The sequence below is a fragment of the Neptuniibacter sp. QD37_6 genome (assembly GCF_047778085.1).
Classification (GTDB): domain Bacteria; phylum Pseudomonadota; class Gammaproteobacteria; order Pseudomonadales; family Balneatricaceae; genus Neptuniibacter.
In genome coordinates this window covers 1,134,299-1,159,723 of sequence record NZ_CP180550.1, presented here as the reverse complement: position 1 = coordinate 1,159,723, position 25,425 = coordinate 1,134,299, and the positions used below count along the sequence as shown (strand labels likewise).

Genomic DNA, 25,425 nt, shown 5'->3' with positions numbered 1-25,425 from the left:
GATGATCAGGCAGACGTTCACGACTGCACTGGCAGCAGGGCTTTTAACAGCCCTGCCTGCTCAGGCAGAAACCTACTTTGAGTTATCGGGTAAAGCCACTGCTGATTTACGTCTCTTTACTCAGAGCGCTCAATTCGCGGGGCAGGACTACGACACCAATTTGTCATTCTCTTTCGAGCCTGAGCTTTATTGGGAGTGGAACGATGGTGCTGATAGCCTAACCTTTACCCCTTTTCTTCGTTTAGATGAAAATGATAGTGAACGAACCCATGGGGATATTCGCGAACTAAGTTGGGTTCACGTCTCTAACGATTGGGAACTGCGTACAGGCCTACGTAAAGTTTTTTGGGGCGTTACCGAATTCCAGCATCTGGTTGATGTGATCAACCAGACTGATGGCGTCGAGGACTTTGATGGCGAGGATAAGCTTGGTCAGCAGATGATCAATCTATCCTTAGTCAAAGACTGGGGTATCATCGATCTTTACCTTTTACCAGGGTTCCGAGAACGCACTTTTGCTGGCACAGATGGTCGTCTACGTTCAGGCCTAGTGGTCGATACTGATAGAGCGACCTTTGAATCCAGCGCAGGCAATAATCATATAGATACTGCGATCCGCTGGAGCCATACGCTTGGCGATTTTGATTTAGGTGCTTATTGGTTTAGAGGTACCAACCGAGATCCTAAACTCCAAGTCCAATCAGTAAATGGCCAGACGATCTTAGTACCCCATTACGAGCAGATGAACCAGATTGGTTTTGACTTACAAGCTACGTTAGACAGTTGGCTTTGGAAGTTAGAAACCATTCATCGCGACACTAAAAGCGAGAACTATTGGGCTGCTCAAGGTGGTTTTGAATATACCTTTTACGGTATTCAAGACAGCTCTGCTGACATAGGCGTTTTACTGGAATATGGCTGGGATGAGCGTGGTGAATCAGCCGATGCACCGATCCAAAATGACCTGTTTATGGGGGCAAGACTAACCCTAAACGATGCTGAAAGCACTGAAGTACTGGCTGGTATTGGCCATGATTTAGACTACCACAGTAATAGCATGATTGTTGAAGCAAGTAGGCGTTTTGGGGATAACTGGAAGCTAAGTTTAGATGGCCGATTCTTTTCGGCTGATAACCCAGCAGACCTGAGTTATAGCCTAAAACAAGATGACCATCTGCAACTTACTGTGGAACGTTATTTCTAACGTCTGATTCCTACTGGTTATCAGCTGCTGGGGCAGTGAGGGACTCCTTCAACTCCTGCTCCAGTCGATCTATCTCGACTAGTTGATCTTGTAATTCTTGATAGCGTTGTGGATCCCAGACGATATGTTTCTTTTCCCGATCAATTTCATAGCGTGCTTGATATAAAAAATCCATACCAAGTAAACCATCGGTTCCTGAGCTCCGGCCCTGATAATCTAATACACCAGCGGTAACCCCTTTCGCTTTATAAGGGCCAATCTCAAAGCGATCAAAATGTATTTTTTGCGTCTCAACCACACTACCATCAGCAACCCTTGCTGCAGCACCCTTACGTAACTGAGCGTTCAAAGAACTGATAGCTTGCTTATGGAGAACTGTGTAGGAAGCCCCTGTATCCATAACCAGAGACAACTGGGTTGAACGTGCTCCATAAAAAACTTTCACTGGTACCACTATGCGGTTCGCATGGAATTCAAAAGGCGTGAACCACTTTTTCATTGCATCTTTGATACCTGATCTCGCTTTATCAAGCTCAAATTGACGCTGTTTAGCAGTAGCACCATGATTGAATGCTTGGAGTTCAAGGGGATCAAGCTTGTCTTTCTGCTCTTCGCGCGTTTCCACCTTTTCACGATATTTAGCAGGAATTTTAGAGAGTCTATCCACAAACACTTTACGACCATTATCATCTACATACTCATAGATCCGTGCTTCTGACAAGGCAGGCATCATCAATAAAGCACTCAATAGTGGCGTTAACAGAAGTTTTCTATCCATGATTCTCCTTACTATAAGTGATTAGTTAAAGAATTGGCTAAGTCCATTCAGCATAAACAACACAACAATTGCCATAAAAACTAAAGCAAAACGCATGACTAAACAACGCGTACAATTTTTCTTAGCCATCAACCCTAGCCTCCAGCCAATTTGACGGTAAAGCCTTCTTTTTCCAGCAACGTTTTCAGTTTATCTCGCTGATCTCCTTGAATCTCGACTATCCCATCTTTCAAGGCACCACCTGTACCGCAAACCTTTTTCAGTTTTTTTGCCAAAGCCTTCAGCTCTTTTTCAGCTAGAGGGATACCCGTAATTGTCGTTACGCCTTTACCCTTTCGGCCAGAGGTTTCACGACGAATACGAACAATACCATCAAGGTTATCCAGCCGGTTTTTATCTTCCAGTTCTGCACAAACACATTCAGATATAGCTTCACCACAACCCGAGCAAAGCTGCCCTTTTTCTGTGGAGTAAACCAAACTGCCTAATTGATCTTTTAATGAAGCCACTGAATAAACCTTTGTCGATATAAAAATCTTATTATATGAGAAATCCCAGCTCGTCCCTAACTTAAGCCACCAATTTGTCGAGCCAAATAGGTCGCGTAGTTATCTGTCATACCACTAATAAAATCTAATGCGCGCATGTAGGCCTTATAAAGTGGTAATTCCGGCGCTGGAGCATGAATCCCCATTAAACTGATAATTCGATCGCTACGATAGCTCAAGCCTTTACCCTGCAATTGATAGTTATCATGCACTGCATGGCAAAATGCTTCGAGTAATACCCCTAGGGTTGTATACGCACCAACTTCTAGCTCGGTTTTTCGCGTATCTGGAAATACTTTTTCCTGTGCTAGCTTTTTAGCTTGATATAGGCCATCACGCACACCAGGATCGCCATCAGCTAAAAGTTCACCAGAGTACTCGCCGCGCATGATTAAGTGCTGATTATCCATATAAGCTTGGACCGCAGAACTGACCATATGTTTCATCGCCATACCTCTCAATGCCGAAATTTTACGACGAGCAGAAGCTTGTGATGTGAAGATCTCTGCCTCATAAGAGGTATCACCACAGAGTGTTAGCAAGATTGGTTTGATCTCATCGAAGGTCAAAATATTCAATTCAATGGCATCTTCCAGATCCAAAATGGCATAACAGATGTCATCTGCAGCCTCCATCAAATAAGTCAGTGGATGACGACACCAACAGCCTTTAGACTTCTCAATTAAACCTAATTCTTTGCCTAACTTATTTAAGATGTCGACTTCGGTTTGATAGGCACTGAACTTACCTTTATCCCCCGCATAATCTGCACTCCAAGGGTATTTTAAAAGCGCACCAAGAGTTGGGTAAGTTAAGCGAAGGCCTCCATCAAACAGGTGGTTCTCTATACGAGTAACAACACGAAAACCTTGAGCATTGCCTTCAAAGGTCATTAAATCCAAACGTTCAGAATCTGAAAGGTTTTGTAGTAACGCACTGTTTTCTTGGCGTTTAAACCAATCCCTGATTGCATACTCACCGGCATGCCCAAAGGGAGGGTTGCCAATATCATGTGCTAAGCAGGCCGATTGTACGATCATTCCTATATCGTAGGCCGTTGCCCATTCTGGAAGCTGATCTTGAATTAGCTCCCCTACGCGTATGCCTAAAGTTCGCCCTAAACTTCCCACCTCGATAGAGTGAGTTAAACGCGTGTGTATATGATCATTTAAGGACATTGGGTGAACTTGCGTTTTCCGCCCTAACCGCCTGAAAGCACTCGAGAAAATAATCCTATCCTGATCTTTATGAAAATGACTTCTCCCAAACTCATCTTCAGGCACTTCGGCATGGCCGTAACGCTTAGTTGTGAGTAACTGTTGCCACTGCATTTCCATGTAGTACTCTCCGCTCAACAACATCATTAAGGCTTATATTGTCGGCCAGTTAATGGCTTTCTATATATGCCTAGTCTTTTTGGTCAACAATTCGCGATTCATTAAGCATCCGCTATTAGCTTTTTCGCCTCATCACCAATCGCTTTGAGTGCACCTTCAGTTTCCTCAGTCGGCTTTTTAGAAAAGCTCAATCGCACAAAGTTTCTATACTTGCCCGATGCAGAGAAGATAACCCCAGGCGCAATACTCACTTTCTTAGCTTCGAGCCTTTTGTTCAATTTTATTGAATCAACAGCAACTGGGAATTCTACCCATAGCAGATATCCACCCTCTGGATAACTCATGCGGGTACCTTCTGGAAAGTAACGTCTTACAAGATCTATCATCATATCTCGGCTGTGATGATATTGGGCTCTCACCTTTCTAAGATGACGCTCATAAAACCCTTTAGCAATAAACTCAGCCACAGCCTCTTGCTGAACCGGAGGGTTACTCACGGTCGATACAAACTTTTTATGCAACACCCTTTCAGTACATTGACCTGGGGCGACCCAACCTAATCGCAAACCATAAGCAATGGTTTTAGAAAATGAAGAACAAAGTAAAACACGACCTTCATCATCAAAAGATTTAATAGTCCTCGGGCGGGGTGATTTATAGAAAAGATCGCCGTAAATATCGTCTTCGATAATCGGAATATCATACTGCTGCGCAAGCCTTAGCAACTCTTTTTTACGGCTTTCAGGCATGGTATATCCCAGAGGATTATTGCAGGTTGGCGTCACCTGAATAGCGGCAATAGGCCACTGTTCTAAAGCCAATTCTAATGCTTCTAGGCTGATACCTGTTTCAGGGTGCGTAGGGATCTCCATCGCTTTCAACCCTAGCGCTTTAATCGCCTGAGTCGAGCCATAGAAACTTGGAGAATCCGTAGCTACGACATCACCGGGTTTAGTCGTTGCCCGTAAACTGCAAACCAAAGCCTCCTGACAACCACTGGTAATAATGATGTCATCATGATGAAGCTTACATCCAGAATCTGAAGCTAATCGCGCAATCTGCTTACGAAGCTTTTCGCTTCCTTGAATCTCACTGTAATTTAGAAATTGCTCTGACTGTAAACCTGCAGAATGGGTTAGCGCTTTCAGCAAAGGCTTTAATGTTGGGGTATTAATTTCTGGGCTCGCAGTGCCTAAAGCAATATGCCCACTTCCTTTAGCGCTGTTTAAGAGGTGATAAACCTGCTCCCAATGTGACACTTCTAAAGGACGCTGTGCCGGGCGGCTCACCTCTGGTAATTCCGGCGCCTCTCCTCTGGACTTTACGTAGTACCCAGATTTAGGCCTTACTTCAACAAGCCCATTTTCCTCTAGGCGAAGATAAGCTTCTTGAACTGTCGAAATACTGACTTCTCTCTCCTTACTTAACGATCTTATCGAAGGCAGCTTGCTCCCTACAGGGTAATAGCCCTGTTCTATTCGCTTAACTAAAGCTTCCTGGAGCTGCTCATACAGTTTCATAAAAAATGACCATTACAGAGAAAATTTACAGTACAGATAAAGTAAAACTTAGCAGCACAGAGATAATTAAACAAATCTGTAACGCCTAATAAATATTTTTCTAAATCTGTATACCACCAATCACCTAATTTAACATTATCCCACGATCAGAAATCAACATCTGTACATATTTTTTAGAAAACATAAAAATCCTAGACACCACAGATACAGGAGCACAAACAATGCAACGTCACTTAAAACTGTCCAGTTTATTATTAGGAGGGCTGCTACTAAGCGGATGTGATAGCAGCTACCACCCGTTCGATGGCAAAAGCGGATTCAGCTTTAGCCCGATCAATAGTGATGAATACAGCGTAGAATATTTTGGGGACAAAAAAAGCAGTCAGAAAGACGTAGAAACAATGTGGCACCATGCTGCAAGGGAGTTGTGCCGAGGCGGAGCATATCAGCATCAGATTTTTTCACGCACTTCAGAAAAGCAAGCTGTAGCACAGTATGGTGGCGGAAACATTCTTCCAGAAAGCACTACTTATCAGATTAAAGGGGATATCCTTTGTCTTGCACCTAACTTAGCAAACAAGGCAGTTATCAAAGATAGAGTGCTACTTGGCAAACACTTTTCCTCCGATCAACTTGAAAGCGGGAGCGCCACGAATTAATGCTTCACGCGCAAACACCATCCGACATTCCGGACATTCGCAAGGAGTCTTTGTATGATCTTCATTGATCCGTTCTTTGAAGCACTTTATTAAGGCTCCTTTTCCTCCCTTCCTATATTTATACAACAACGTCTTACATCTGGCGCAATACACATTGACTGTAGTAGTAGGCCCTTTCTTATTAGGCTTTGCCATACTTCCTTTATTTCCTTAAACCGGCCCCTTCGCTAACCCAGATCGTTATTAGCCGAATACTCTGTAATTTTGATCCGCTATTATCTATCCTCACCAAGAAAATTGGCATAAAAAAAGCGGACACAAATGCCCGCCTTAATAATCCAACTCTTCTTATGTCTTAAATTGGTTAACTAAGGATGTGAGTCGCTGCTCAAGCTGAGACATTTCTGCAGTAGTCGCTGATAATCTATCTGCATTCCCACTCGCTTTTTCAGAGATATCAGCAATATGCTGAATACTTCTACTTAACTCATCCGCTACAGCTGTTTGCTGCTCCGCAGCCGTTGCTATTTGGGTACTCATCCCACTGATATCACTTACAGACGTCGTTATGGTATTTAACTGATCTCCTGTATGACTAGCCTTCTCAACAGTCTTATCCGTTTGCTCTCGGCTACGTTCCATCTCCTGAACTGCTTGACGAGCACCAGATTGAAGTTTTTCAATCATTGATTGAATTTCATCAGTACTTTGTTGTGTTCTGTTCGCTAGTGTTCGTACTTCGTCAGCTACAACCGAGAAGCCACGACCTTGCTCACCTGCCCTTGCCGCTTCGATCGCAGCATTCAATGCTAGTAGGTTAGTCTGATCTGCTATTTCTTTAATAACATTGATAACCGTACCAATATGCTCTGAATCTCGGTCGAGTTGACCGATAACATCAGCGGCATTATTCACTCCACTTTGTAGTGACTGAATGGAATCTATTGTTTCATTAACAACTATCTGACCACCCTGCGCAGATTCATCTGCTGTTTGTGCAGAGTGTGATGCATTAGTCGCATTTGTAGAGACTTCTTGCACTGCAGCGGCCATCTGATGAATTGCAGCAGCAACTTGTTCTGTTTCCTGTTTCTGATCGTTCACCTCTTGTCGAGTATCATCAACAACACCAGTCATGCGAGAAGTTGCCATTGAGAGTTCTTCGATTGAAGATTTCACCTCGATAATGAGAGACTGAATTTTAGCCGCAAACGCATTAAAGCCATGGGATAACTCACCCACTTCACCTTTCACATTGGTATCCAAACGTTTGCTTAAATCACCCTCACCTTCACCTATATCCTTTAATGCTGCTGCCGCCGCAGCTAATGGGCTAGCAATACTATTTGCCACCATCACTGAAACTAAGCCAAAGACAACCACAAAACCGCCACCGATCATTAAAATAAACATCATGGTATTGGTAATTTCTGCTTCTAGCTTTTCCGTAGCGGCTGCCACCTGATCATCTATATCATCAATATAGAAACCTGTGCCTACCATCCACTCCCATTTATCAAGGCCAATGGCATAACTCAGTTTATCTACATCAGCATTTTTTGATGGTTTCGTCCAAACGTAGGTTAGGTAGTCCCCGCCTTTTTTCGCAGCTGTTATCAGCTCCTGAATAATCAGCACGCCATTTTTATCTTTCAACCCCATCAAATTCTTACCACGCAACTGCGGTTTTGGTCGTGTGGCTAAATTGGTGCCATCATATTTGTACGCAAAGATATAACCGTCGCCTTTTTCCCCATAAGTAAGCTCGGTTAAGATATTCAACGCTTGTTCCTGCGCGTACAGATCTTCTTTATCTGTTCCCTCATAAATATGCTTAATCGATGATGTTGCTAGATCAACATAGCTCTTCAATGAATCTTTTTTACTAGCCATTAATTCGGTTCGCAGCTCCTCAATTTCATGCTCACCTAGAGCCCTTAACTGAAAATTCACAACGACCATGACAACACCTAATACCGCAATCAACGGTATCAATGTTAATAAAAGCATTTTATGTTTTAGCGCCATATTGCCCATGAGTTAACTCACCCCAACTCTTGCTTTGCGGCCCAGGGCATATAGGTATGCACCTGAGAATGTCCACATTTAAAACCGCATTTATAGTTATAGTTTCGCAAAGTCTGTGCTTTCTAATTTAATTATTCTTAACACTGACTATGCGGCTTTTAGTTCGATACAGTTCCCATCTGGATCTTCGATGTAAACTGAACTGCCAAAGCCTGTTGCACCGTTTCTGTTTTCAACCCGTCCATAAGGCACTCCTTCCCTCCCCAAAAAAGGAAATAACACCTCGGGTTCAAATGGTTTAATCCTCAAACAAAAATGATCAAGATTTGCGTGCTTGCTTCGCTCTTTAACCGGCTTGATATCAATCAGAGAGTCACCTGCTCTGAGTTGATACATCAGAGGGCTTTCCACCTTACGAATCAGTTCGCAGCCAAGAACACGGACATAAAAGTCCAAACACGCCTCCTCATTGAGAGTGTTTAGTACAATGTGATCTAGCTTTTCTATCGTAAAGCTCATAAGCGCCTCCCATAGAGCGCGCAATTCATAGAATCAGAATGGCTCAACAGTACTTAGGAGTTACATACTCTACTACTATAGAACGATTCTCAAAGATAGCAAAACTCTTTTGATATCAGACAATTGCTCAATTGATGACTAGCAGGTCATTAACACGAAATGATAGGGAAATAACTGAGGTGACGATGGGTTTGATAATTAGGTAATATGCCAACAAATAAATCTAATTGTTGATAAGACTATGTTTAAAAAATTTCTCACAATTTTTACGCTTACGTTTTCCCTAGCAAACGTTGCTTTAGCTGAACAAGCCAACCCTCAGATTGTCATGAAAACCAATTTGGGTGACATCAAACTTGAGCTATACCCTGAAAAAGCCCCGATCACGGTTAAAAACTTCCTCGATTATGTAGATAGCGGTTTCTATGAAGGCACGATTTTCCACCGCACAATTGCTGGTTTTATGATTCAGGGAGGAGGGTTCACCGCAGATATGCACCAAAAAGATACCAAAGAGCCAATTCAAAACGAATCGAATAATGGCCTTAGTAACCTTCAGGGTACTATTTCGATGGCTCGGACCAATTACCCACATAGCGCTACATCTCAGTTTTTTATCAATGCCGTAAACAACTACAGACTAGACGGTAGCAACAGAAGACCAGGCTATGCCGTATTCGGAAAAGTAACAGACGGTATGGATTTGGTTGTAAGAATCAGCCGCAGTCCTACTGCCCCAAAATCAGGCCATCGCGATGTTCCGAAACAACCTGTGATTATTGAGAAAATCACTCGCTTCGACGCTCCATCAAAGCCGGAGTAACCTTAACCTATTCGCGTTACTCACAACTGTAACCGAAGACATGGCCATGGCAGCACCTGCTATGGTCGGATTCAGAAGAATACCAGCCACTGGGAATAAGATTCCCGCTGCAACAGGGATTGCTAACCCGTTGTAAATAAATGCTCCGAACAAGTTCTGACGAATATTTCGAACCGTCTGTTTGGACAGATTGATCGCTTTCTCAACGCCTTTTAAAGATCCAGATATCAGGGTGACATCCGAACTCGCGATCGCAATGTCAGAGCCAGAACCGATTGCATAACCAAGATCGGCTTGTGCTAATGCAGGCGCATCATTTACACCATCGCCAACCATCGCCACCACTTCACCTTGATCCTGCAAATTTTGAATAACTGCCTGCTTTTCCTCAGGCCTCACATCCGCAAAGACTTGAGCAATCCCCACTGACTTTGCCACAGCATGAGCTGTTTTACTGTTATCCCCAGAGAGTAAAACAACTTTTAAACCTGCAGTTTTTAGCGCACGAATCGCCTTTTCAGAGTCTTCTTTAATCGGGTCTGCAACACCGAACAATGCAACCAGCTGGTTATTCTGAGCAACAAAGGCAAGAGATTTAGATTCGTTACTCCATTTAGAAACCACTTCTGTTACTTCGCTACAATCAACTTGGTTTTCGTCCATCCATGCTTGATTGCCGATATACCATCTGCCAGAGCCGGTTTCGGCAATGACCCCTTGCCCAGATATATTCTTAAAATTCGTAACGTCTACTGACAGTTCCCCAGTTTCAAACTGCTTCACCAATGCAGCAGCCAACGGATGCTCCGAATGAGCCTCAATAGCCGCCACTGTTGTTCTAATCATGGTCTGATCATCATGCAAAAACAACTGATCAGTAACAACAGGTTCGCCTTGGGTCACTGTGCCGGTTTTATCTAACACAACGACCGAGATTCTTTCGGCTAACTGCAGCGCATCTGCATTACGAATCAAAATACCGTTTTGTGCGGCTTTACCTACAGCCACCATAACAGACATAGGTGTAGCCAAACCCAAAGCGCAAGGACAAGCAATTATCAGCACTGTCATCATAGTAATTATGGCGTAGGTCACCTGAGGCTCTGGGCCAAACAGCCACCAAATAACAGCAGTGACAACGGCTAAACCCATTACGACAGGAACAAAAACAGCTGCAATTTTATCGGCTAATTTACCAAGTTCAGGCTTGCAGTTTTGAGCTTCACGCACTGCCTCAATGATCTGCGCTAGAACAGTTTGAGAACCAATCTGCTCCACTTTAATAAGCAAGCTTCCTGATCCATTCAATGTCCCACCCACTACAGAATCACCTACCTCCTTATTCACCGGCATTGATTCCCCGGTTAACATAGACTCATCTAAGTAACTGCTGCCAGACAATACCTGACCGTCGATTGGTACTCGTTCTCCTGGGCGAACACGGATCTCATTTCCTAAGGCGAGGAGTTCAACCGGTATTTCTTTTTCCTCTCCATCACGCACACGAAGCGCTGTAGCAGGTCGAAGATTCATAAGGCTGCGAACAGCATCACCGGTTTTCTTTCGCGCTCGAGCCTCCAATGCCTGCCCAAGCAGAATAAACCCAAGAATCATCACAGAAGCTTCGTAATAAAGATGGCGTGCTTCCATCGGTAGTTCGATGCCTGCAGCAGAAACGAGCAATAGACCGGTAGAGTAGATCCACGCAGCTCCTGTTCCTAAAGCGATTAAGCTATCCATATTAAATCGCCCTAGAAAGGCAGATTTATAAGCACTTTGATAGATATGCCCTGCACAGAAAAACATCAAAAGCAGCGCTGCGACACCCGTTACAGCCCCTACCCATAACCCTGAAGTTATTGTGATATCTGGCATCATGCCAAGCCAGCCTTGGAGCATTAACAGAGCCCCAAAAGCCAAACCGATGACACTGCGCTTAAGCGTTATCTGATACTGTCTGTTTTCTCGCACTTCAATCTGTTCGAAATCAGTTTCATCAGTAATTTCTTCTGCACCATATCCAGCACTTTCGACTGCAGCGATAACCTGCTCAACACTAGATTTTGAGGAAACACTTAAGCTTCGATCAGCAAAATTAACCGCAAAGTCCTCAATTACATCTGCTTGCTGTAAGCCTTTTTCCAATGACCTAACACAGCCTGCACATTTAACACCTTGCAAAGACAACCGATAAATCATGATGAAACCTGTCGTATGGTTAATAGATTGAGAAATTACGTGATGAAACTACCTTAAGCATAAACCCTAAAGCTAACTATAGGGTCAAGGATGTATTAGAGAGGATGTGTGAGGTAAGGCGGCTACGACTGCTTTTCCATAGCAACATAACTGCCACTAAGACGCATAGCGACTTGGTCTTTCTGTTTAATTTCGATCACTAAATCCATCCGAGCACGGCCCTTAGCCTGCATTTTTTGATCAAAAACAGCTAACGCTTCTACATCAGGTAGCTGGCATTCTGCGGTAAAATCAGAGGTTACCGGTAGGAAATACTCCAGCTTACTCTCCCTGATAACCACATCATCGTTTCTGCCCTGAGCACGAAGATACAAAGTCACAGCACTCCAACCACAGAGTGTGGATAAAGTTGCTAGAGATCCGCCAAAGCCTGTGCCCTTATCGTTTACATTAGGCGCAAGCGCTGCAGACATTCTCAAGCACTTGCCATCCCAATCTAAAGGCTTTACTCCCATATGATTCACCAATGGAATTTGTGATTTAAGCCAAGTAAGAAACTCAGTAGTGCCATTTGCTTCGCTCAAAGGGTGTCACCTATACGCCTGTCCATTCAACGACATACTCCTGCTGATCATGCACAGGAGCCTTACGCAATTTCTTCGGTGTTCCTAGGTAGATATAACCAATAATGGTTTCCTGCTCAGTTAAACCTAAGCCTTCACGTACAACTGAGTTATAAGCCATATCACCTGTTCGCCACATAGCCCCTAGGCCCTGAGCATAAGCGGCCAAAATCATATTTTGAGCGGCACAGCCTGCTGAAACTTCCTGCTCTAAAACAGGAATTTTAGGGCTATCTTTGACTGCGGCAATCACAACCAGCATGCATGGCGCTCGAAGAGGCATCGCACGAATTTTATCTTGTTTTGCATCAGGCAGTTCAGCATCGTTGGCTAAAGCACCGCGGAGAAAAAGCTCACCAAGCTGTACCCTCGCTTCGCCTTGCACAGACAAAAAGCGCCATGGACGCAGCGCTCCATGGTCGGGCGCACGTAAAGCTGCCTGGTAAATGTTCTTTAACTGCTCTTCGGTTGGGCCTGGCTCATTCAAAACCGGGCAAGAAACACGATTATGTAATAATTCTAAAGCTTCCATATTACCCTCTACTGGCGGCTCAAACGCAGATTATCAATATCTTCAGAATCACTACTTCTGAATGGATTAATATCTAAACCACCACGGCGAACATAACGTGCATAAACATTCAGGCTCTGTGGCTTACAGCGCTCCCAGATGTGCATAAAAATATTTTCTACACATTGCTCATGGAAGTCGCCGTGTTCGCGGTAAGAGATAATGTATTTCAACAGTCCTTCTCTATCGATCTCTTTACCGCAATAACTAATACCAAGCGTTGCCCAATCAGGCTGTCCCGTTACAGGGCAGTTTGATTTGAGAAGATGGCTATAAAGCACCTCTTCAACATCATCTTCGCCGGTTGTTAATAGCTCAGGCGCAGGTGTGTATTGGGTAATATCAACATCCTGATTATCTATACAGAAGCCCGTGAATTGCCCAAATTCTGGTGCTTGATCAGGATGGTATATGCGAACCTCTACGCGTCCACCAGCGGCTGCTGAAAGATCTTCGATTAGGCGCTCTTTTACTTCGCTTTCAGAGGAAAATTTACTGAGATTGAATGAGTTCAAATACAGCTTAAACGACTTAGACTCGATAATATTTTCAGAATTAGCGAAGACCTTAAACTCAGCTAAACGCACCTCGGGTTTACCACGCTGATTCAACCAAGACATCTCATAGGCGTTCCAAATATCAACACCTACAAATGGAAGATCTTTACGTTCTACACCTTGCTGCTTCCAATTGACGTCGCGTGCAATTGGATACAACAAACTTGGATCATAGCTGTTAACGTACTCGGTACCTTGCCCTAATGGCGAGCTGGCAATTACATCATGTTCTTTCATTTAACTACGGATACCTTTACCGTTTTGTAGCAGATATAGGGCATATGAAAATAGGCCGGCGATAAACAGAATAATCATGCCGAAAGCAAACCCTACATTTATATCACTTACACCTAGAATACCGTATCTAAAGGTATTCACCATATACAGAATCGGATTTAACTGAGAAACCCCTTGCCAAAACTCCGGCAGTAACTGTATCGAATAAAACACCCCACCCAAATAGGTCAAAGGCGTTAACACGAAGGTCGGAATGATGCTGATATCATCAAACGAGTTCGCAAAGACAGCATTAATAAATCCGCCTAAAGCAAACAGAACTGAGGTTAGGAAGACAATCGCAATCGTCACCATAAGATTCTGAACCTGAAGATCAGTAAAGAATAGAGACAAGATTGTTACAATTAAACCCACGCCTAATCCACGCGCTACACCACCAAGAACAAAGCCGCTTAAAATCACCCAGTTCGGAACTGGCGAAACTAATAGCTCTTCAATGTTTTTTTGGAACTTAGTGCTGTAAAACGATGACACTACGTTGCTATAGGAGTTAGTGATTACTGACATCATAATCAAGCCTGGCACTATATATTCCATATAGTCAAAGCCACCCATCTCACCGATCCGGCTACCAATCAGATTGCCGAAGATGATGAAATACAGTGTCATAGTGATGGCAGGAGGTAGAAGCGTCTGAGCCCAGATTCGCATAAAACGCTTTATTTCGCGTCGAACAATGGTCCAGAAAGCTACCAATAAATCTTGGGTATTCATGCCTAATCCTAATCCAAACTTTTATCTACTAACGCAACAAACAACTCTTCCAATCGATTGGATTTGTTACGCATACTACTCACATTCACACCCTGCTTTTCTAGCTCAACAAAGAGCGTATTCAAGCTCTGATGTTTTTCTACATCCACTTCTAACAGATGGTCACCTTGCAATCTGATCGGATAACCTGAGACCACTGGTGCAGCTTCTAAGTTTGAATCGAGATCAAGTAGGAAAGTTTCAGTATTCAGTTGCTGCAACAGAGCTCGCATGCTGGTGTTTTTAACAATATTACCCTGATCAATAATCGCAATATTGCGACAAAGACTTTCCGCTTCTTCTAAGTAGTGTGTCGTCAGAATGATTGTGGTTCCCGCCGCATTAATCTCTTGTAAGAACTCCCACATGGAACGTCTTAACTCGATATCTACGCCAGCTGTTGGCTCATCCAGAATCAAAAGTTTTGGATCATGCATCAATGCTCGTGCAATCATTAAACGACGCTTCATGCCACCCGATAGCATGCGAGCAGCACCGTTACGCTTATCCCATAAACCTAGTTGTTTTAGGTAATAATCTGCTCGCTCTCCAGCTGCTTTACGGTTAATACCGTAATATCCCGCCTGAGTAATTAAAATATCCCGCACGTTTTCAAACATGTTGAAATTAAATTCTTGCGGCACAACACCCAGATATTTTTTGGCTTGGGTTAAGTCCTTATCCAAATCCACCCCGAAGATCGATACGCTGCCCGAGGTTTTATTCACCAAGGAGGAGACAATACCCAAGGTAGTCGATTTACCAGCACCATTAGGGCCTAGTAAGGCGAAAAAATCCCCTTGTTGAACATCAAAGGAGATATCCTTTAATGCTTCAAAGCCATTCCCATAGACTTTACGCAGGTTTTTTATAGAGAGCGCTAACGTCATTAATCTTTCCAAAAATATAAGCAGGTAATTATCCAAATCGACTTAGAACCTAAGTGAATTGAATCTCTCATCGCAAGATTTCAGCAAACTGTGCAAATACAGGATTAAGTCAGGTGTAAGGCTGGCTGCAATGAGCCTGAGCTTATAAAATAACCCTGTCCATTATCTGGAGAGCAAAATGACATCTTACCAAATTCATCACCTGAATTTCTTAAAAATTGCTTACAATAACTTTATTAATCGAGATCCTTTCAAATCAGAAACACCGACTCAAGATGATTTGGATTTTATTGAGGAATTTCAGCAACTGATTGAAAATTTCGAATCACAAGAAGCTGGCGTTTATGATCAAGGCGCTGATTTCATTGATAAAGCTTTCCGTCGCTATCCAGAGTTAGCACACCTTATTGCCCGCGACCTTCTTTGGTTTTTTGGGGGTAATAATCTTCACAATATGACGGATGATGAAATTCAAAAATTCCAACAGCTAGATGAAATGCGCTTTGAAGCCGAAGAAAATAATGAAGAGTTTGATTACATCAATAAACGCGCAGGCTTATTTGGCCAGAATTAATTAGTTTATAGCGTCCACATAGTCTCTATTCGAAAGAGATTTCAACTGCCTGGTTCATAACAAAATCAGGCAGTTCATCAGCTGGTAAAGGACGACTAAAATAATAACCTTGTATCAAGTGACAGCCATGTTGCCGTAAGTAAGATAGCTGATCACTAGTCTCAACACCTTCAGCCAAAGCCTCAAGACCTAAACTCTGCGCCAATACGATAATCGCCTTAACAATGGCTTCCCCTTCCGAATTAACTCCAATATCTCGCACAAAGCTTTGATCAATTTTCAAAGTATTCAAAGGTAATTTTTTCAAATAACTTAGAGACGAAAAACCTGTTCCAAAATCATCCATAGAAAGGGAAAGCCCCATTTCACGGAATTTATGAAGCTTGGGAATAGTTATTTCAGGCTGTCTCAATAGAAAGTTCTCGGTTACCTCAAGATCTAAAAGCTCAGGGGTTATGCCTGTTTCCCGAATAACTCGCCTTACTGTAGGAAGTAAGCTTTCATGCATAATCTGCTGCCCAGCAATATTTACCCCGATACGGATATCCATACCTTGATCATGCCAAGCCTTACCATTACGACACGCTTCCTCTAGAACCCATTCACCAATAGGTACAATAAGCCCCTGCTCTTCAGCAAGAGGAATAAATTTAGCCGGAGAAATCATTCCCGCTTCTTCGTGCTGCCAACGCAATAGGGCTTCAACCCCCATGACACTGCCATCTCTCGCATCAATTTGCGGCTGATAGAAAATTCTAAATTCTTCCTTCTCTAGTGCTCGACGAAGATCATTCACCAAAGAGAAACGCTCATAGCGCTGACTTCCTTGCTCGTCATGATAAAAGCGTAACTGATTTTTCCCGCTTTCTTTGGCATCAAACATTGCCACGTCAGCATGCTGAATCAGGCTAATTACATCACGCCCATGCTCAGGGAAAAGAGAAATGCCGATACTGACCGTACTAAATATTTCATAACCATCAATAAAGAAAGACTGCCTAAACGCTCTAATAATATGCTGCGCCACCAGTTCGACTTCACGAACTGAACTTCTACCTTCGAGCAGAATAGTAAATTCATCTCCACCTAAACGCGCCAAAACACCATCATTGACGATAACCGTTTGGATACGTTCAGCCGTTTGCTGTAACAGTTCATCCCCCACTAGGTGTCCAAGTGAATCGTTTACATCTTTGAAAGAATCTAAATCACAGAAAAGCACAGCAACAATGCTGTCATCAGCTTCACATCGACGAATTGCACTCTCTACTTTCTCATTGAAGAATAAACGATTTGGAAGCGCAGTTAATGGATCGTGATTCGCCATCCAAATAAGGCGTTTTTCTGCATGCTGACGTTCCGTAAAATCCAAACCTATAGACAATATCTGTGCATCGGCACCTGGAGTATTAAGAACAGAGTGTAACCAAGAAACTTGAAGCATTTGCCCGGTGCTTGAGCGTATCGAAGACTCAATCTGAACTTTCTGTTCTTTTCGTGTAATCAAACTATCTAGAAGTAACTGATGAGCATCGTGCTGTTTAGGATCATGATTCAAATCTAAAAAATGCAGCAGCTTTGCTTCAGATGCTGGTAGCCCTAGTACTTCCTGCCCAAATCGATTTAGCGTAACTATATTCCCGCTGTTATCCAGAGTAAGAATGATGGTTTCAGCCGTATCAAGCAGGCTGGTAACAAAATCCCTTTCTGTTTCCAATTGTACCGAACGTTCAGTGAGATTTTGTGCCCGCTCAAGTAAAGAAATCTCTAGCCTCTCTAATTGATTGGCTAATTCCAAAGTACTTCCTTTTAGTAGATCTAATTCATCTTCGCAGATAACCTTACGCTGAATAGCACCCAAACGCTGACGTATTTCTGAAAAGGCACTACCAGCCAATAAAGGCAATAAAACGGATATCTCAGTGATTATATTTAGTGGCGAACGAATCATCACCAATTGAAACAGAGCCGCTAAAAATAGACCCACACCAGATACCGACAACTGCTGAAAAAGCTCCGCTTTAGCCTCACGGTATTTTTGGGTGTGATCATCAATTAATATCCAATAGGCCGCTCCAGGTTCAGCACCTAAAGGAGATTTAAGAATAACCTGATACTTTCTTGCACTGCTATCAACTTCAAATACGCCACCTTTTGGTGGAATGCTCTTTTCACTGACCAAATTGTTAAGCAGCGTTACATTTTCCGTCTTATCAGTCAGATATTTAAGATCAAGCTTCCATATACGAGCAGCTTTTACTTGGTTTTCTGGCTGAACAGCCAAACCGATATCTCTGCCACTTTGCTTCTTAAAATCAAGAATAATGTCACGCATTTCACGCCCCACTACCATAACCCCGACATTATCCTTTTCAAGACGGACTGGCATAGCAACATAACGCAAACATTCTTTGACACAATAGAAGTAGTTATAAGGCGCTTCTTTAGATAGAACTTGAGATATTACAGAGAAAGGAAGCTTAACCATGACTCCTTGCTTGTGGAGCGCTTGACCATATTGATCATATAGATAAACAGCATCCATTGCGCCATTAAGCATCAATCCAGGGAAATAACGTTCAATAGACTCAATATAGGCGCCGGCAGAAGCCCCATTAGCTTCGACAACGATCGGGATCATCTGCCCCTTTTCCAGCAAACGATCGTAGGAGGAAGAGACTAAACCCTCCAATACCAAAAGGTCTCGCTCTGAAGATTCAAGCTGCTGTTGAGTTGTCTTTTGGGTCAACTGCACATAGGAGTAATAACTATACGCCAGATGCAAAACAGCCAGCACTAGAACAAGGTTAAGAAAAACCTTCCAGCGCAGACTCAAAAAAGACCTTTCCATTGAGCTCTCAATCGACATAGAGATTAAAACCTATAGGTCGCCTGAAGCGTAAGCATATCCCAATCCTCGACCTTCTCCTGATCATTCGGATTTTCTTGAGCAGCTAACCAACCTGTACCTTCAACTTTATGCCACTCAGCACGCAATAACCAATTTTTATTAGGCTTCCACCCCAAGCCCAACGTCCAATCAAAGGCAAATTGAGTATGCGCTGGCTTACCGAACAATGCCGCAGTTCTCGACCCATCACGATCATCTTTATCTAAATAAAGCATATCGCGACGTAAAAATAGCGTCACATCCGAGGTTAAACGGTGATCAAGCTGCAGATAAAAAGATTCAGTCGTACTCTCAGGGATTAACGCATACGCGCCACCTAAACTCCCCCAAGCAATATCCTGTTGGAAATATTCACCTGTCAAACTCCATCTTTTCCAGTTGTATTGCATAGAAAATGCTGTCAAATCAATCTCAACACGACCATCACCTGGCTCACCAGTTAATGGATCAGGATTTTCTGGACCATCAAAATCTAATTTAAACCCACCGACAGTAGCAGCGATTACAAAGCTGTAATCACTTACACTATATTCTGTACGCCACAGATACCCGGAACTGTCGTGAAAAAAACCGTCCCAATTATTGTTCAGATAAGCATATTCCACGTTCAGATCTTTACGCGGCTCTCCTATTACAAGCTCAGACTCTAAAGCGCCATGATCAAACAGATAACGGCCATACAATCTAAAACCATCAGAAGATAACTCTAAGTTTCTTGCTTTATCAAAATACAAAGATTGCGGTAAAACTGCGGATGGACGAGTAAACGCTACGTCTCGGGTCTTATTATAGAAACCAAATGGATTCTTAATTCGACCTACACTGATACCAAAAGACCCACGCCTACCTTCGTAAACTCGATAATCAAGCAAACCATAATCGACAGTGAGATCACCATCATCAACCTCGCCCGCTCTTCGAGACATTAACTGCCCTGTCAGCAATAGGTGATCGGTCAAACGCCAAGAGGCATTTCCGGCAACCTCCCTAAAATCCCAACTTCCGGATTCACTATCAACGTAGAAACTATTATCACTGGTATGAGTATACCCCTGAGTGATAAACCCATTAAATTCCACATCAGGCGCTCCTTGCACTGACGCAGAGACAGAAGCCACTATGGGCAACAGCAACCTATTTAATTGTAATAACTTTAACATTCAGCCCTCCTTGGATCGATGTCATCACATAGCCAATAGCCCCTTTGGTTTGGGATACCCGTTGAAGCATTTCAGCTTCGGAATTGACCGTAATCGGTGATTGCCCTGCACCAGAAAAAACAGTTCGATCCCAGATATTAGATAGCTGATAAGGGAATACACCCAAAGACTGTTTAACAAAAAGCCGATGTTTATCTTGGTAAGGCGGAAGAATAAATACGCGAACAGGCATTCCATCTGGCCAAGTTCGTGTACGCATTGAGAAGATTGACAGCAAATATTGCTTCGACAGACTTTCCAAAGAAACCTCTGAATTGACTATCACCTCAGACAAAACTGTCTTAGGTAGCAACAACAGCAGTAATAAAACCAGAGTTCTGATCATACAATGAAGCCAACCACATCCTATGTGAAACAGCCGAGCATTATACCCTATCGGTATAAGTACCTTATTTGACTGAATATTCGCTTAGTTTAGACCAAACGTACACTCACTGCACAGTAACTGAGGAAAAAATAAGAATAAAGTAGGAATGGCGTCCCATAGGGGGTTCGAACCCCTGTTACCGCCGTGAAAGGGCGGTGTCCTAGACCACTAGACGAATGGGACGCAACAAATTGTAAACTCCGAAGAGTTGGAGCGGGAAACGAGGTTCGAACTCGCGACCCCAACCTTGGCAAGGTTGTGCTCTACCACTGAGCTATTCCCGCATATTCTCTTAAGATAAATAATCTAAAGAAAATGGCGTCCCATAGGGGGTTCGAACCCCTGTTACCGCCGTGAAAGGGCGGTGTCCTAGACCACTAGACGAATGGGACGCAACAAATTGTAAACTCCGAAGAGTTGGAGCGGGAAACGAGGTTCGAACTCGCGACCCCAACCTTGGCAAGGTTGTGCTCTACCACTGAGCTATTCCCGCATATTCTCTTAAGATAAATAATCTAAAGAAAATGGCGTCCCATAGGGGGTTCGAACCCCTGTTACCGCCGTGAAAGGGCGGTGTCCTAGACCACTAGACGAATGGGACGCTGCTGTTCCTCAAAGGGTGTTCCCTTGTGAGGAGGCGCGTATATTAAAGAACTGATTCTGGTGGGTCAACCCTATTTTTAAGAAAAAACTGCAGTTTTTTTGTTATTGAAAAAATATTTAAAACAACGCTCAAAAATTGTACAAAAATCGCCCTAACCTATTGGTTAGAAAGGTGTTATTAAGAACACCACCGAATTAGAAAAACCAAATATAAGCATAATTGCTCAATCAGCATTCAATTCATTGATGCAAACGAATAATGCAACCGAAGAGAAAGAGAAAGCCTAAACAACCAAATAGAAAACTTAAGAAAGGAAACAAACAATCGAGAGAGCGCGAGCTTCAGGCATAAAAAAACCAGCAATAAGCTGGCTGCATTTGGAGCGGGAAACGAGGTTCGAACTCGCGACCCCAACCTTGGCAAGGTTGTGCTCTACCACTGAGCTATTCCCGCATATTCTCTTTGATCAAAACAAGAAAGAGAAATGGCGTCCCATAGGGGGTTCGAACCCCTGTTACCGCCGTGAAAGGGCGGTGTCCTAGACCACTAGACGAATGGGACGCTGTAGTTCCAGATAAGCTCTGAAAGCGGGGCATATGGTATATATACTCTTTCTCCATTACAAGAACTTTTTTGATTTTTTTATCTATAAAATCAGGCGCTTTTTAGATAGTGTAAACTTACTTATATAGTTAGAGCGTTATACAATCTCTAATTTATTAAGAGTTTTGAAAAATCTCTTTTTCACTGACTGTCAGGACCTACATTTATGAGCCCGACCTATATTGGACTTTTAATTCTACTCGGTGTCGCCGTTATGGCAGGGATTGGATTTGCTGTCCAAGATATTGAGAATAAGAAGAGAGAGCGTAACCTGAGGCTCATAACACTCAAAACGGCCATTCGTCGTGCCTCGCATCTATTTGAAGCTTTCCCTCCTATTCTTATTACCACTGAGATCCACTCTTTGCTGGTCAAATACTTAGAGGTGCGTTGGAATGCCGTGGTCGAACTGGATGGATCAGAGTCCAACCGACAACAGCAAGCAGCTTTTCAAGCGATGGTAGGTACAACCCAAGATCCTGTAAGCCACCCTTCCGGTTCGATGACCCTTTTCTCAAATCCAAATGAAGCAGCTAGAGCACTAGGAGTTATTAAAGAGTTTGCTCAGTTTGTAAGTGAGATTAAAAATAAGGGTGAATTGAATGGCGATACTGCCGACCAACTCACTAAAGAAGCCAAACGCATCTACGGCAGAATTGAAGTTGATATTGATCTCATGAGCGCAATTGAAACTGAACAGCAACGAGGGCCCGAAGTGGTCGTACACCATTACCGCAGCTGCTTTAGCAAACTCAATAACTTGAACCGCAATCAAGAACTGGATCGCCAGCTCTACGAAATTCGCACACATTTAACCCAGCTTGCTGAAAAGATCGATATTGCAAACGAGGAAAAGCGTATTGCGAAAGAACAGGAAGAAGATTCAGGTAAGAAATTTAATTTCTAAACCATCTTGGGTTCCGCCTATATAAAGTAAGCCCTAATTTTATAGATTACGCGCTTCATTGCTTGGCAATGCACTCTCCCCCCTATCAGCAACACTTAAAACGCTTTTTATTACATCCATAAAATCAATATTCCGTAAAGTCCTCCACTTCGGTTCTTGGCGAATTCTTTCTTGTTGTATTAAGCTGCCCCAAAAGCTGTTTACAATTCACTATGTATATTGATCACCAAATTGCGCAAAAAATAGTAGACCGATCGATGAAAATCATCGGTCATAACGTCAATGTGATGAACCACCAAGCAATCATCGTTGGTTCTGGTGATCCAGAACGTATTGACCAACTCCATGAAGGCGCTCTGCAAGTTTTAAATGCTAAAGCAGAGATCGATTTTGATTCCGACCAAGCTGAATCCTTAACCGGCGTACAGGGCGGTATCAATATACCTATCACCAATGATGGGCAGATTATCGGTGTTGTTGGGATTACCGGTAATCCCAACGAAGTGCGGAAATACGCCGACCTAGTCGTAATGACTGCAGAACTTGTTTTGGAACAAGCGATGCTCGCTGCACAAGTGCGCTGGGATCGGCGTCTTCAAGAAAGCGTTATCGTGCGTTTAATTGAGGGAGGTTGGCAGAACGATACATTGTTCAACGACCGGGTTGAACGAATGAAAATCGATCTAAACATTCCTCGTGTCGCAATGATCGTCGATTTGAGATCTGCTGAAACTCAAAAAGACATTTCCCTCTCAACCATGCAAGGGATTTTACGTCTATTAGAAAAACGTGATCCTGACACATTACTAGCTATATCAAGCCCAACTCAAATTGTTATTTTGCAAAAAATACTCTTACGCAATGAGCACTGGGATTATCAAAAAAGCCAAGAGCATCAAGAGAAATATCGCCTGCAGCTCGCTAAGCAAACTGATATTAACTTCCATATCAGTCTGGGCCAGTATTTTGAAGGGATAGAAGGTCTAGCTGAATCCTATCAAAGCGCACTCAAAACCCTTGAAGTCGGCAAGCTGAGCCATCCTAAACAACAACTATTCTCAGCTAGAGAGATGTTGTTGGACTTGGTTCTGAAAGACTCATTGGAAAGCTGGAGCGGTCCTCAATTATTAGCGGACTATGAAAAACTAGTGAAGAAAGACAGTAATGGCAGTTTACAAAAAACCCTGCAAGTCTATTTCGCAAATAACACAGACTTTTCACTCACAGCTGAAAGTCTGCATGTTCACCGCAACACTCTACGCTATCGACTTGAGAAAATTAATGAAATCTTAGATATCGATCTTAAAAACCTTCAGGATCTCTTTCGTTTATACATCGCTACCCGCTTAAGTGAATGGGATAACGAGCCGGAATAAATAATATCACCCTTAATTGTGCAATCTGACAAAAACAAAACTACTAAGCCTTTTTAATTTGTTTTTTTGTACGAAGCCGTCGTCCCCACAACTTCGGATAATAATCCTTAAATCATTACTGGTTGTAGCACTTTGCTGTCACCCTGCATTGCTTAAGGATTATCATGAAAATAGTTATTGCTCCAGACTCTTTTAAAGAGAGTCTTTCCGCACAGCAAGTAGCTGAAGCCATAAAACAGGGCTTTAGTCACATTCTGCCACAGGCCGAATATATTCAACTTCCGGTAGCAGATGGTGGCGAAGGGACAACTGCCGCCTTGATTTCTTCCACACGCGGCTCTTTCCATCACACTCAAGTACAAGATCCACTTGGACAAACAGTTACTGCCTCTTGGGGAGTTTTAGGCGATGGTGAAACAGCAGTCATTGAAACAGCTGCAGCTTCAGGCCTAGACCTGATTCCAATGAATCAGCGCAATCCGATGATTACCTCCAGCTACGGTACTGGCGAATTAATTCGTGCAGCATTAGATAAAGGCGTGACCCGGATTATTTTTGGATTAGGTGGTAGTGCGACCAATGACGGAGGCGCTGGTATTCTACGAGCACTGGGTGCAAAACTGCTGGATGCTGCAGGCCACCCTTTAGCTCCCGGTGGTGGTTCATTACATAAATTAGCGGATCTGGATATCAGCCAACTCGATCCACGCTTAAAACAAGTGCAATTTGAAGTCGCTTGTGATGTTGATAACCCATTACTTGGTCCAGAAGGCGCCTCGAGCACCTTTGGCCCGCAGAAAGGCGCCAGTCAAGCGCAGGTATCCCGCCTAGATAAAAACCTAGCGCATTTTGCGCAGTTTTTAACACGCGTCAGCGGCTCTGATGTTACCCAAATACCAGGGACAGGTGCTGCAGGAGGCATAGGCGCAGCGCTATGCGCCCTGTTTAATACCCAATTGAAAAGCGGCATTGAAATCGTCTTGAACGCCGTACAAATAGACCAACATCTTAAATCTGCTGATTTGGTAATTACCGGCGAGGGTAGTATTGATAGCCAAAGTTTACGCGGCAAAACCCCTGTAGGTGTTGCTAAACGCGCTAAGCATTTTAACTGCCCTGTCATTGCACTCGCCGGTTCACTGACACCAGAACAAGCCCCCCTTAAAGCCTGCGGTATTGATGCCATTTTTAGTGTTGTACCTGGTGTTGTCTCTTTACCGGAAGCACTACAGCAAGCAGAAACCAATTTACAGAACTGCGCCAGAAATATCGCAACCGTATGGGCACTCAGCCACAGAAAAGTTTAAAACCTATCACATCCTCAGGGCCGCTCAGCAGCCCTGACCTCTTACAGCGCCATGCTGTACTCTTGCCGGTCTGATATCCAGACCGGCTTTTTTTTGCCCTTAATATAGCCGTCACTACTCTGATATTATTTTTGTACAAATGCACAAAAATCCAGGCCAAATCAGCTACTAATTTTGTACAGCTGCCGAGGCACTCTCTTACCCTTCAACCGATAATGTGTTCATACCTAATAAGGCTACAGGAACACAG

At 43.3% G+C, this 25,425-nt stretch carries 22 protein-coding genes and 7 tRNA genes; 7 read left to right on the top strand and 22 right to left on the bottom strand.

The genetic code is table 11. The features are described 5' to 3' along the window. Position 1 precedes the first annotated feature (1 nt). Entirely contained in the window at positions 2-1,204 is a 1,203-nt protein-coding gene (locus ACMXYO_RS05295) for a hypothetical protein (protein ID WP_415887475.1), read from the top strand. Between the two features lie 10 nt (positions 1,205-1,214). Here ACMXYO_RS05295 and ACMXYO_RS05290 read toward each other — a convergent pair whose 3' ends face one another. The 4 genes from ACMXYO_RS05290 to ACMXYO_RS05275 form a co-directional block, all read right to left on the bottom strand. Next, on the bottom strand, positions 1,215-1,982 hold the full coding sequence (locus tag ACMXYO_RS05290) for an aspartyl protease family protein (RefSeq protein WP_415887473.1): 768 nt from the start codon (positions 1,980-1,982) through the stop codon (positions 1,215-1,217). Between the two features lie 134 nt (positions 1,983-2,116). Continuing rightward, on the bottom strand, positions 2,117-2,491 hold the full coding sequence (locus ACMXYO_RS05285) for a translation initiation factor Sui1 (RefSeq protein WP_415887471.1): 375 nt from the start codon (positions 2,489-2,491) through the stop codon (positions 2,117-2,119). Positions 2,492-2,547: 56 nt separating this feature from the next. Further along, entirely contained in the window at positions 2,548-3,867 is a 1,320-nt protein-coding gene (locus ACMXYO_RS05280; RefSeq protein ID WP_415887469.1) for a deoxyguanosinetriphosphate triphosphohydrolase, read from the bottom strand. A gap of 101 nt (positions 3,868-3,968) precedes the next feature. Continuing rightward, on the bottom strand, positions 3,969-5,387 hold the full coding sequence (locus tag ACMXYO_RS05275) for a PLP-dependent aminotransferase family protein (RefSeq protein WP_415887467.1): 1,419 nt from the start codon (positions 5,385-5,387) through the stop codon (positions 3,969-3,971). A gap of 221 nt (positions 5,388-5,608) precedes the next feature. On the opposite strand from ACMXYO_RS05275, the gene ACMXYO_RS05270 reads away from it, so the two are divergent. Beyond that, a complete protein-coding gene (locus tag ACMXYO_RS05270) occupies positions 5,609-6,046 on the top strand; it encodes a hypothetical protein (RefSeq protein WP_415887465.1) in 438 nt (145 codons plus the stop codon). Positions 6,047-6,394: 348 nt separating this feature from the next. Here ACMXYO_RS05270 and ACMXYO_RS05265 read toward each other — a convergent pair whose 3' ends face one another. After that, entirely contained in the window at positions 6,395-8,083 is a 1,689-nt protein-coding gene (locus tag ACMXYO_RS05265; protein WP_415887464.1) for a methyl-accepting chemotaxis protein, read from the bottom strand. 138 nt (positions 8,084-8,221) lie between these two features. Further along, positions 8,222-8,593, bottom strand: coding sequence for a VOC family protein (locus ACMXYO_RS05260; RefSeq protein WP_415887463.1), 372 nt, complete (start codon positions 8,591-8,593; stop codon positions 8,222-8,224). A 241-nt stretch (positions 8,594-8,834) separates the two neighbouring features. Between ACMXYO_RS05260 and ACMXYO_RS05255 the strand changes: the two genes are divergently transcribed. After that, positions 8,835-9,416, top strand: coding sequence for a peptidylprolyl isomerase (locus ACMXYO_RS05255; RefSeq protein ID WP_415887462.1), 582 nt, complete (start codon positions 8,835-8,837; stop codon positions 9,414-9,416). Here the strand turns inward: ACMXYO_RS05255 and ACMXYO_RS05250 are convergent. The 6 genes from ACMXYO_RS05250 to ACMXYO_RS05225 form a co-directional block, all read right to left on the bottom strand. Continuing rightward, positions 9,402-11,615 (bottom strand): heavy metal translocating P-type ATPase, encoded by a 2,214-nt coding sequence (locus tag ACMXYO_RS05250; protein ID WP_415887461.1) that lies wholly within the window; start codon positions 11,613-11,615, stop codon positions 9,402-9,404. The two genes, ACMXYO_RS05255 and ACMXYO_RS05250, sit on opposite strands and share 15 nt — an antisense overlap. A gap of 122 nt (positions 11,616-11,737) precedes the next feature. Then, positions 11,738-12,199, bottom strand: coding sequence for a YiiD C-terminal domain-containing protein (locus ACMXYO_RS05245; RefSeq protein ID WP_415887460.1), 462 nt, complete (start codon positions 12,197-12,199; stop codon positions 11,738-11,740). Between the two features lie 10 nt (positions 12,200-12,209). Then, positions 12,210-12,770: an NAD(P)H nitroreductase gene (locus tag ACMXYO_RS05240; RefSeq protein WP_415887458.1), complete on the bottom strand. Its 561-nt coding sequence runs from the start codon at positions 12,768-12,770 to the stop codon at positions 12,210-12,212. 8 nt (positions 12,771-12,778) lie between these two features. Then, the gene (gene queF / locus ACMXYO_RS05235; RefSeq protein WP_415887457.1) at positions 12,779-13,603 is read right to left on the bottom strand and encodes an NADPH-dependent 7-cyano-7-deazaguanine reductase QueF; all 825 of its coding nucleotides are present in this window, start codon (positions 13,601-13,603) and stop codon (positions 12,779-12,781) included. Next, complete coding sequence (locus tag ACMXYO_RS05230) at positions 13,604-14,377, bottom strand: ABC transporter permease (RefSeq protein ID WP_415887456.1); 774 nt, start codon at positions 14,375-14,377, stop codon at positions 13,604-13,606. Between the two features lie 8 nt (positions 14,378-14,385). Next, entirely contained in the window at positions 14,386-15,306 is a 921-nt protein-coding gene (locus ACMXYO_RS05225) for an ABC transporter ATP-binding protein (protein WP_415887455.1), read from the bottom strand. Between the two features lie 178 nt (positions 15,307-15,484). On the opposite strand from ACMXYO_RS05225, the gene ACMXYO_RS05220 reads away from it, so the two are divergent. Continuing rightward, positions 15,485-15,880 carry a PA2817 family protein gene (locus tag ACMXYO_RS05220; protein WP_415881822.1) on the top strand — a complete coding sequence of 132 codons (396 nt, stop codon included), beginning with the start codon at positions 15,485-15,487 and terminating at the stop codon, positions 15,878-15,880. 25 nt (positions 15,881-15,905) lie between these two features. Here ACMXYO_RS05220 and ACMXYO_RS05215 read toward each other — a convergent pair whose 3' ends face one another. The 10 genes from ACMXYO_RS05215 to ACMXYO_RS05170 form a co-directional block, all read right to left on the bottom strand. Beyond that, the gene (locus tag ACMXYO_RS05215; protein ID WP_415887454.1) at positions 15,906-18,749 is read right to left on the bottom strand and encodes an EAL domain-containing protein; all 2,844 of its coding nucleotides are present in this window, start codon (positions 18,747-18,749) and stop codon (positions 15,906-15,908) included. Between the two features lie 5 nt (positions 18,750-18,754). Then, on the bottom strand, positions 18,755-19,951 hold the full coding sequence (locus ACMXYO_RS05210) for a hypothetical protein (RefSeq protein WP_415887453.1): 1,197 nt from the start codon (positions 19,949-19,951) through the stop codon (positions 18,755-18,757). Continuing rightward, the gene (locus ACMXYO_RS05205) at positions 19,926-20,336 is read right to left on the bottom strand and encodes a hypothetical protein (RefSeq protein WP_415887452.1); all 411 of its coding nucleotides are present in this window, start codon (positions 20,334-20,336) and stop codon (positions 19,926-19,928) included. The genes ACMXYO_RS05210 and ACMXYO_RS05205 overlap by 26 nt, the downstream gene beginning before the upstream one ends. A gap of 149 nt (positions 20,337-20,485) precedes the next feature. After that, positions 20,486-20,561, bottom strand: a tRNA-Glu gene (locus ACMXYO_RS05200). Positions 20,562-20,587: 26 nt separating this feature from the next. Continuing rightward, a tRNA-Gly gene (locus ACMXYO_RS05195) sits at positions 20,588-20,662 on the bottom strand. A gap of 32 nt (positions 20,663-20,694) precedes the next feature. Beyond that, positions 20,695-20,770 (bottom strand) — tRNA-Glu (locus ACMXYO_RS05190). A gap of 26 nt (positions 20,771-20,796) precedes the next feature. Beyond that, positions 20,797-20,871: transfer RNA gene (locus ACMXYO_RS05185), tRNA-Gly, on the bottom strand. Positions 20,872-20,903: 32 nt separating this feature from the next. Then, positions 20,904-20,979, bottom strand: a tRNA-Glu gene (locus tag ACMXYO_RS05180). Between the two features lie 381 nt (positions 20,980-21,360). After that, a tRNA-Gly gene (locus tag ACMXYO_RS05175) sits at positions 21,361-21,435 on the bottom strand. A gap of 32 nt (positions 21,436-21,467) precedes the next feature. Further along, a tRNA-Glu gene (locus ACMXYO_RS05170) sits at positions 21,468-21,543 on the bottom strand. Positions 21,544-21,751: 208 nt separating this feature from the next. Between ACMXYO_RS05170 and ACMXYO_RS05165 the strand changes: the two genes are divergently transcribed. The 3 genes from ACMXYO_RS05165 to ACMXYO_RS05155 all read left to right on the top strand — a co-directional run bounded on the left by ACMXYO_RS05165 (position 21,752) and on the right by ACMXYO_RS05155 (position 25,175). Continuing rightward, positions 21,752-22,492, top strand: coding sequence for a hypothetical protein (locus ACMXYO_RS05165; protein WP_415887451.1), 741 nt, complete (start codon positions 21,752-21,754; stop codon positions 22,490-22,492). 257 nt (positions 22,493-22,749) lie between these two features. Next, positions 22,750-23,868, top strand: a complete 1,119-nt coding sequence (locus tag ACMXYO_RS05160) for a sugar diacid recognition domain-containing protein (protein ID WP_415887450.1) — start codon at positions 22,750-22,752, stop codon at positions 23,866-23,868. 164 nt (positions 23,869-24,032) lie between these two features. Further along, positions 24,033-25,175 (top strand): glycerate kinase, encoded by a 1,143-nt coding sequence (locus ACMXYO_RS05155; protein WP_415887449.1) that lies wholly within the window; start codon positions 24,033-24,035, stop codon positions 25,173-25,175. Positions 25,176-25,425 lie beyond the last annotated feature (250 nt).

Excerpts from the sequence above, each read along its gene's own strand:
- ACMXYO_RS05210 (WP_415887453.1), bottom strand. The coding sequence starts at position 19,951 with ATGTTAAAGTTATTACAATTAAATAGGTTGCTGTTGCCCATAGTGGCT.
- ACMXYO_RS05165 (WP_415887451.1), top strand. The coding sequence starts at position 21,752 with ATGAGCCCGACCTATATTGGACTTTTAATTCTACTCGGTGTCGCCGTT.
- ACMXYO_RS05295 (WP_415887475.1), top strand. The coding sequence starts at position 2 with ATGATCAGGCAGACGTTCACGACTGCACTGGCAGCAGGGCTTTTAACA.
- ACMXYO_RS05270 (WP_415887465.1), top strand. The coding sequence starts at position 5,609 with ATGCAACGTCACTTAAAACTGTCCAGTTTATTATTAGGAGGGCTGCTA.
- ACMXYO_RS05265 (WP_415887464.1), bottom strand. The coding sequence starts at position 8,083 with ATGGGCAATATGGCGCTAAAACATAAAATGCTTTTATTAACATTGATA.
- ACMXYO_RS05240 (WP_415887458.1), bottom strand. The coding sequence starts at position 12,770 with ATGGAAGCTTTAGAATTATTACATAATCGTGTTTCTTGCCCGGTTTTG.
- ACMXYO_RS05155 (WP_415887449.1), top strand. The coding sequence starts at position 24,033 with ATGAAAATAGTTATTGCTCCAGACTCTTTTAAAGAGAGTCTTTCCGCA.
- ACMXYO_RS05260 (WP_415887463.1), bottom strand. The coding sequence starts at position 8,593 with ATGAGCTTTACGATAGAAAAGCTAGATCACATTGTACTAAACACTCTC.
- ACMXYO_RS05290 (WP_415887473.1), bottom strand. The coding sequence starts at position 1,982 with ATGGATAGAAAACTTCTGTTAACGCCACTATTGAGTGCTTTATTGATG.
- ACMXYO_RS05160 (WP_415887450.1), top strand. The coding sequence starts at position 22,750 with ATGAAAATCATCGGTCATAACGTCAATGTGATGAACCACCAAGCAATC.
- ACMXYO_RS05205 (WP_415887452.1), bottom strand. The coding sequence starts at position 20,336 with ATGATCAGAACTCTGGTTTTATTACTGCTGTTGTTGCTACCTAAGACA.
- ACMXYO_RS05280 (WP_415887469.1), bottom strand. The coding sequence starts at position 3,867 with ATGGAAATGCAGTGGCAACAGTTACTCACAACTAAGCGTTACGGCCAT.
- ACMXYO_RS05220 (WP_415881822.1), top strand. The coding sequence starts at position 15,485 with ATGACATCTTACCAAATTCATCACCTGAATTTCTTAAAAATTGCTTAC.
- queF (WP_415887457.1), bottom strand. The coding sequence starts at position 13,603 with ATGAAAGAACATGATGTAATTGCCAGCTCGCCATTAGGGCAAGGTACC.
- ACMXYO_RS05215 (WP_415887454.1), bottom strand. The coding sequence starts at position 18,749 with ATGTCGATTGAGAGCTCAATGGAAAGGTCTTTTTTGAGTCTGCGCTGG.
- ACMXYO_RS05230 (WP_415887456.1), bottom strand. The coding sequence starts at position 14,377 with ATGAATACCCAAGATTTATTGGTAGCTTTCTGGACCATTGTTCGACGC.
- ACMXYO_RS05255 (WP_415887462.1), top strand. The coding sequence starts at position 8,835 with ATGTTTAAAAAATTTCTCACAATTTTTACGCTTACGTTTTCCCTAGCA.
- ACMXYO_RS05275 (WP_415887467.1), bottom strand. The coding sequence starts at position 5,387 with ATGAAACTGTATGAGCAGCTCCAGGAAGCTTTAGTTAAGCGAATAGAA.
- ACMXYO_RS05250 (WP_415887461.1), bottom strand. The coding sequence starts at position 11,615 with ATGATTTATCGGTTGTCTTTGCAAGGTGTTAAATGTGCAGGCTGTGTT.
- ACMXYO_RS05225 (WP_415887455.1), bottom strand. The coding sequence starts at position 15,306 with ATGACGTTAGCGCTCTCTATAAAAAACCTGCGTAAAGTCTATGGGAAT.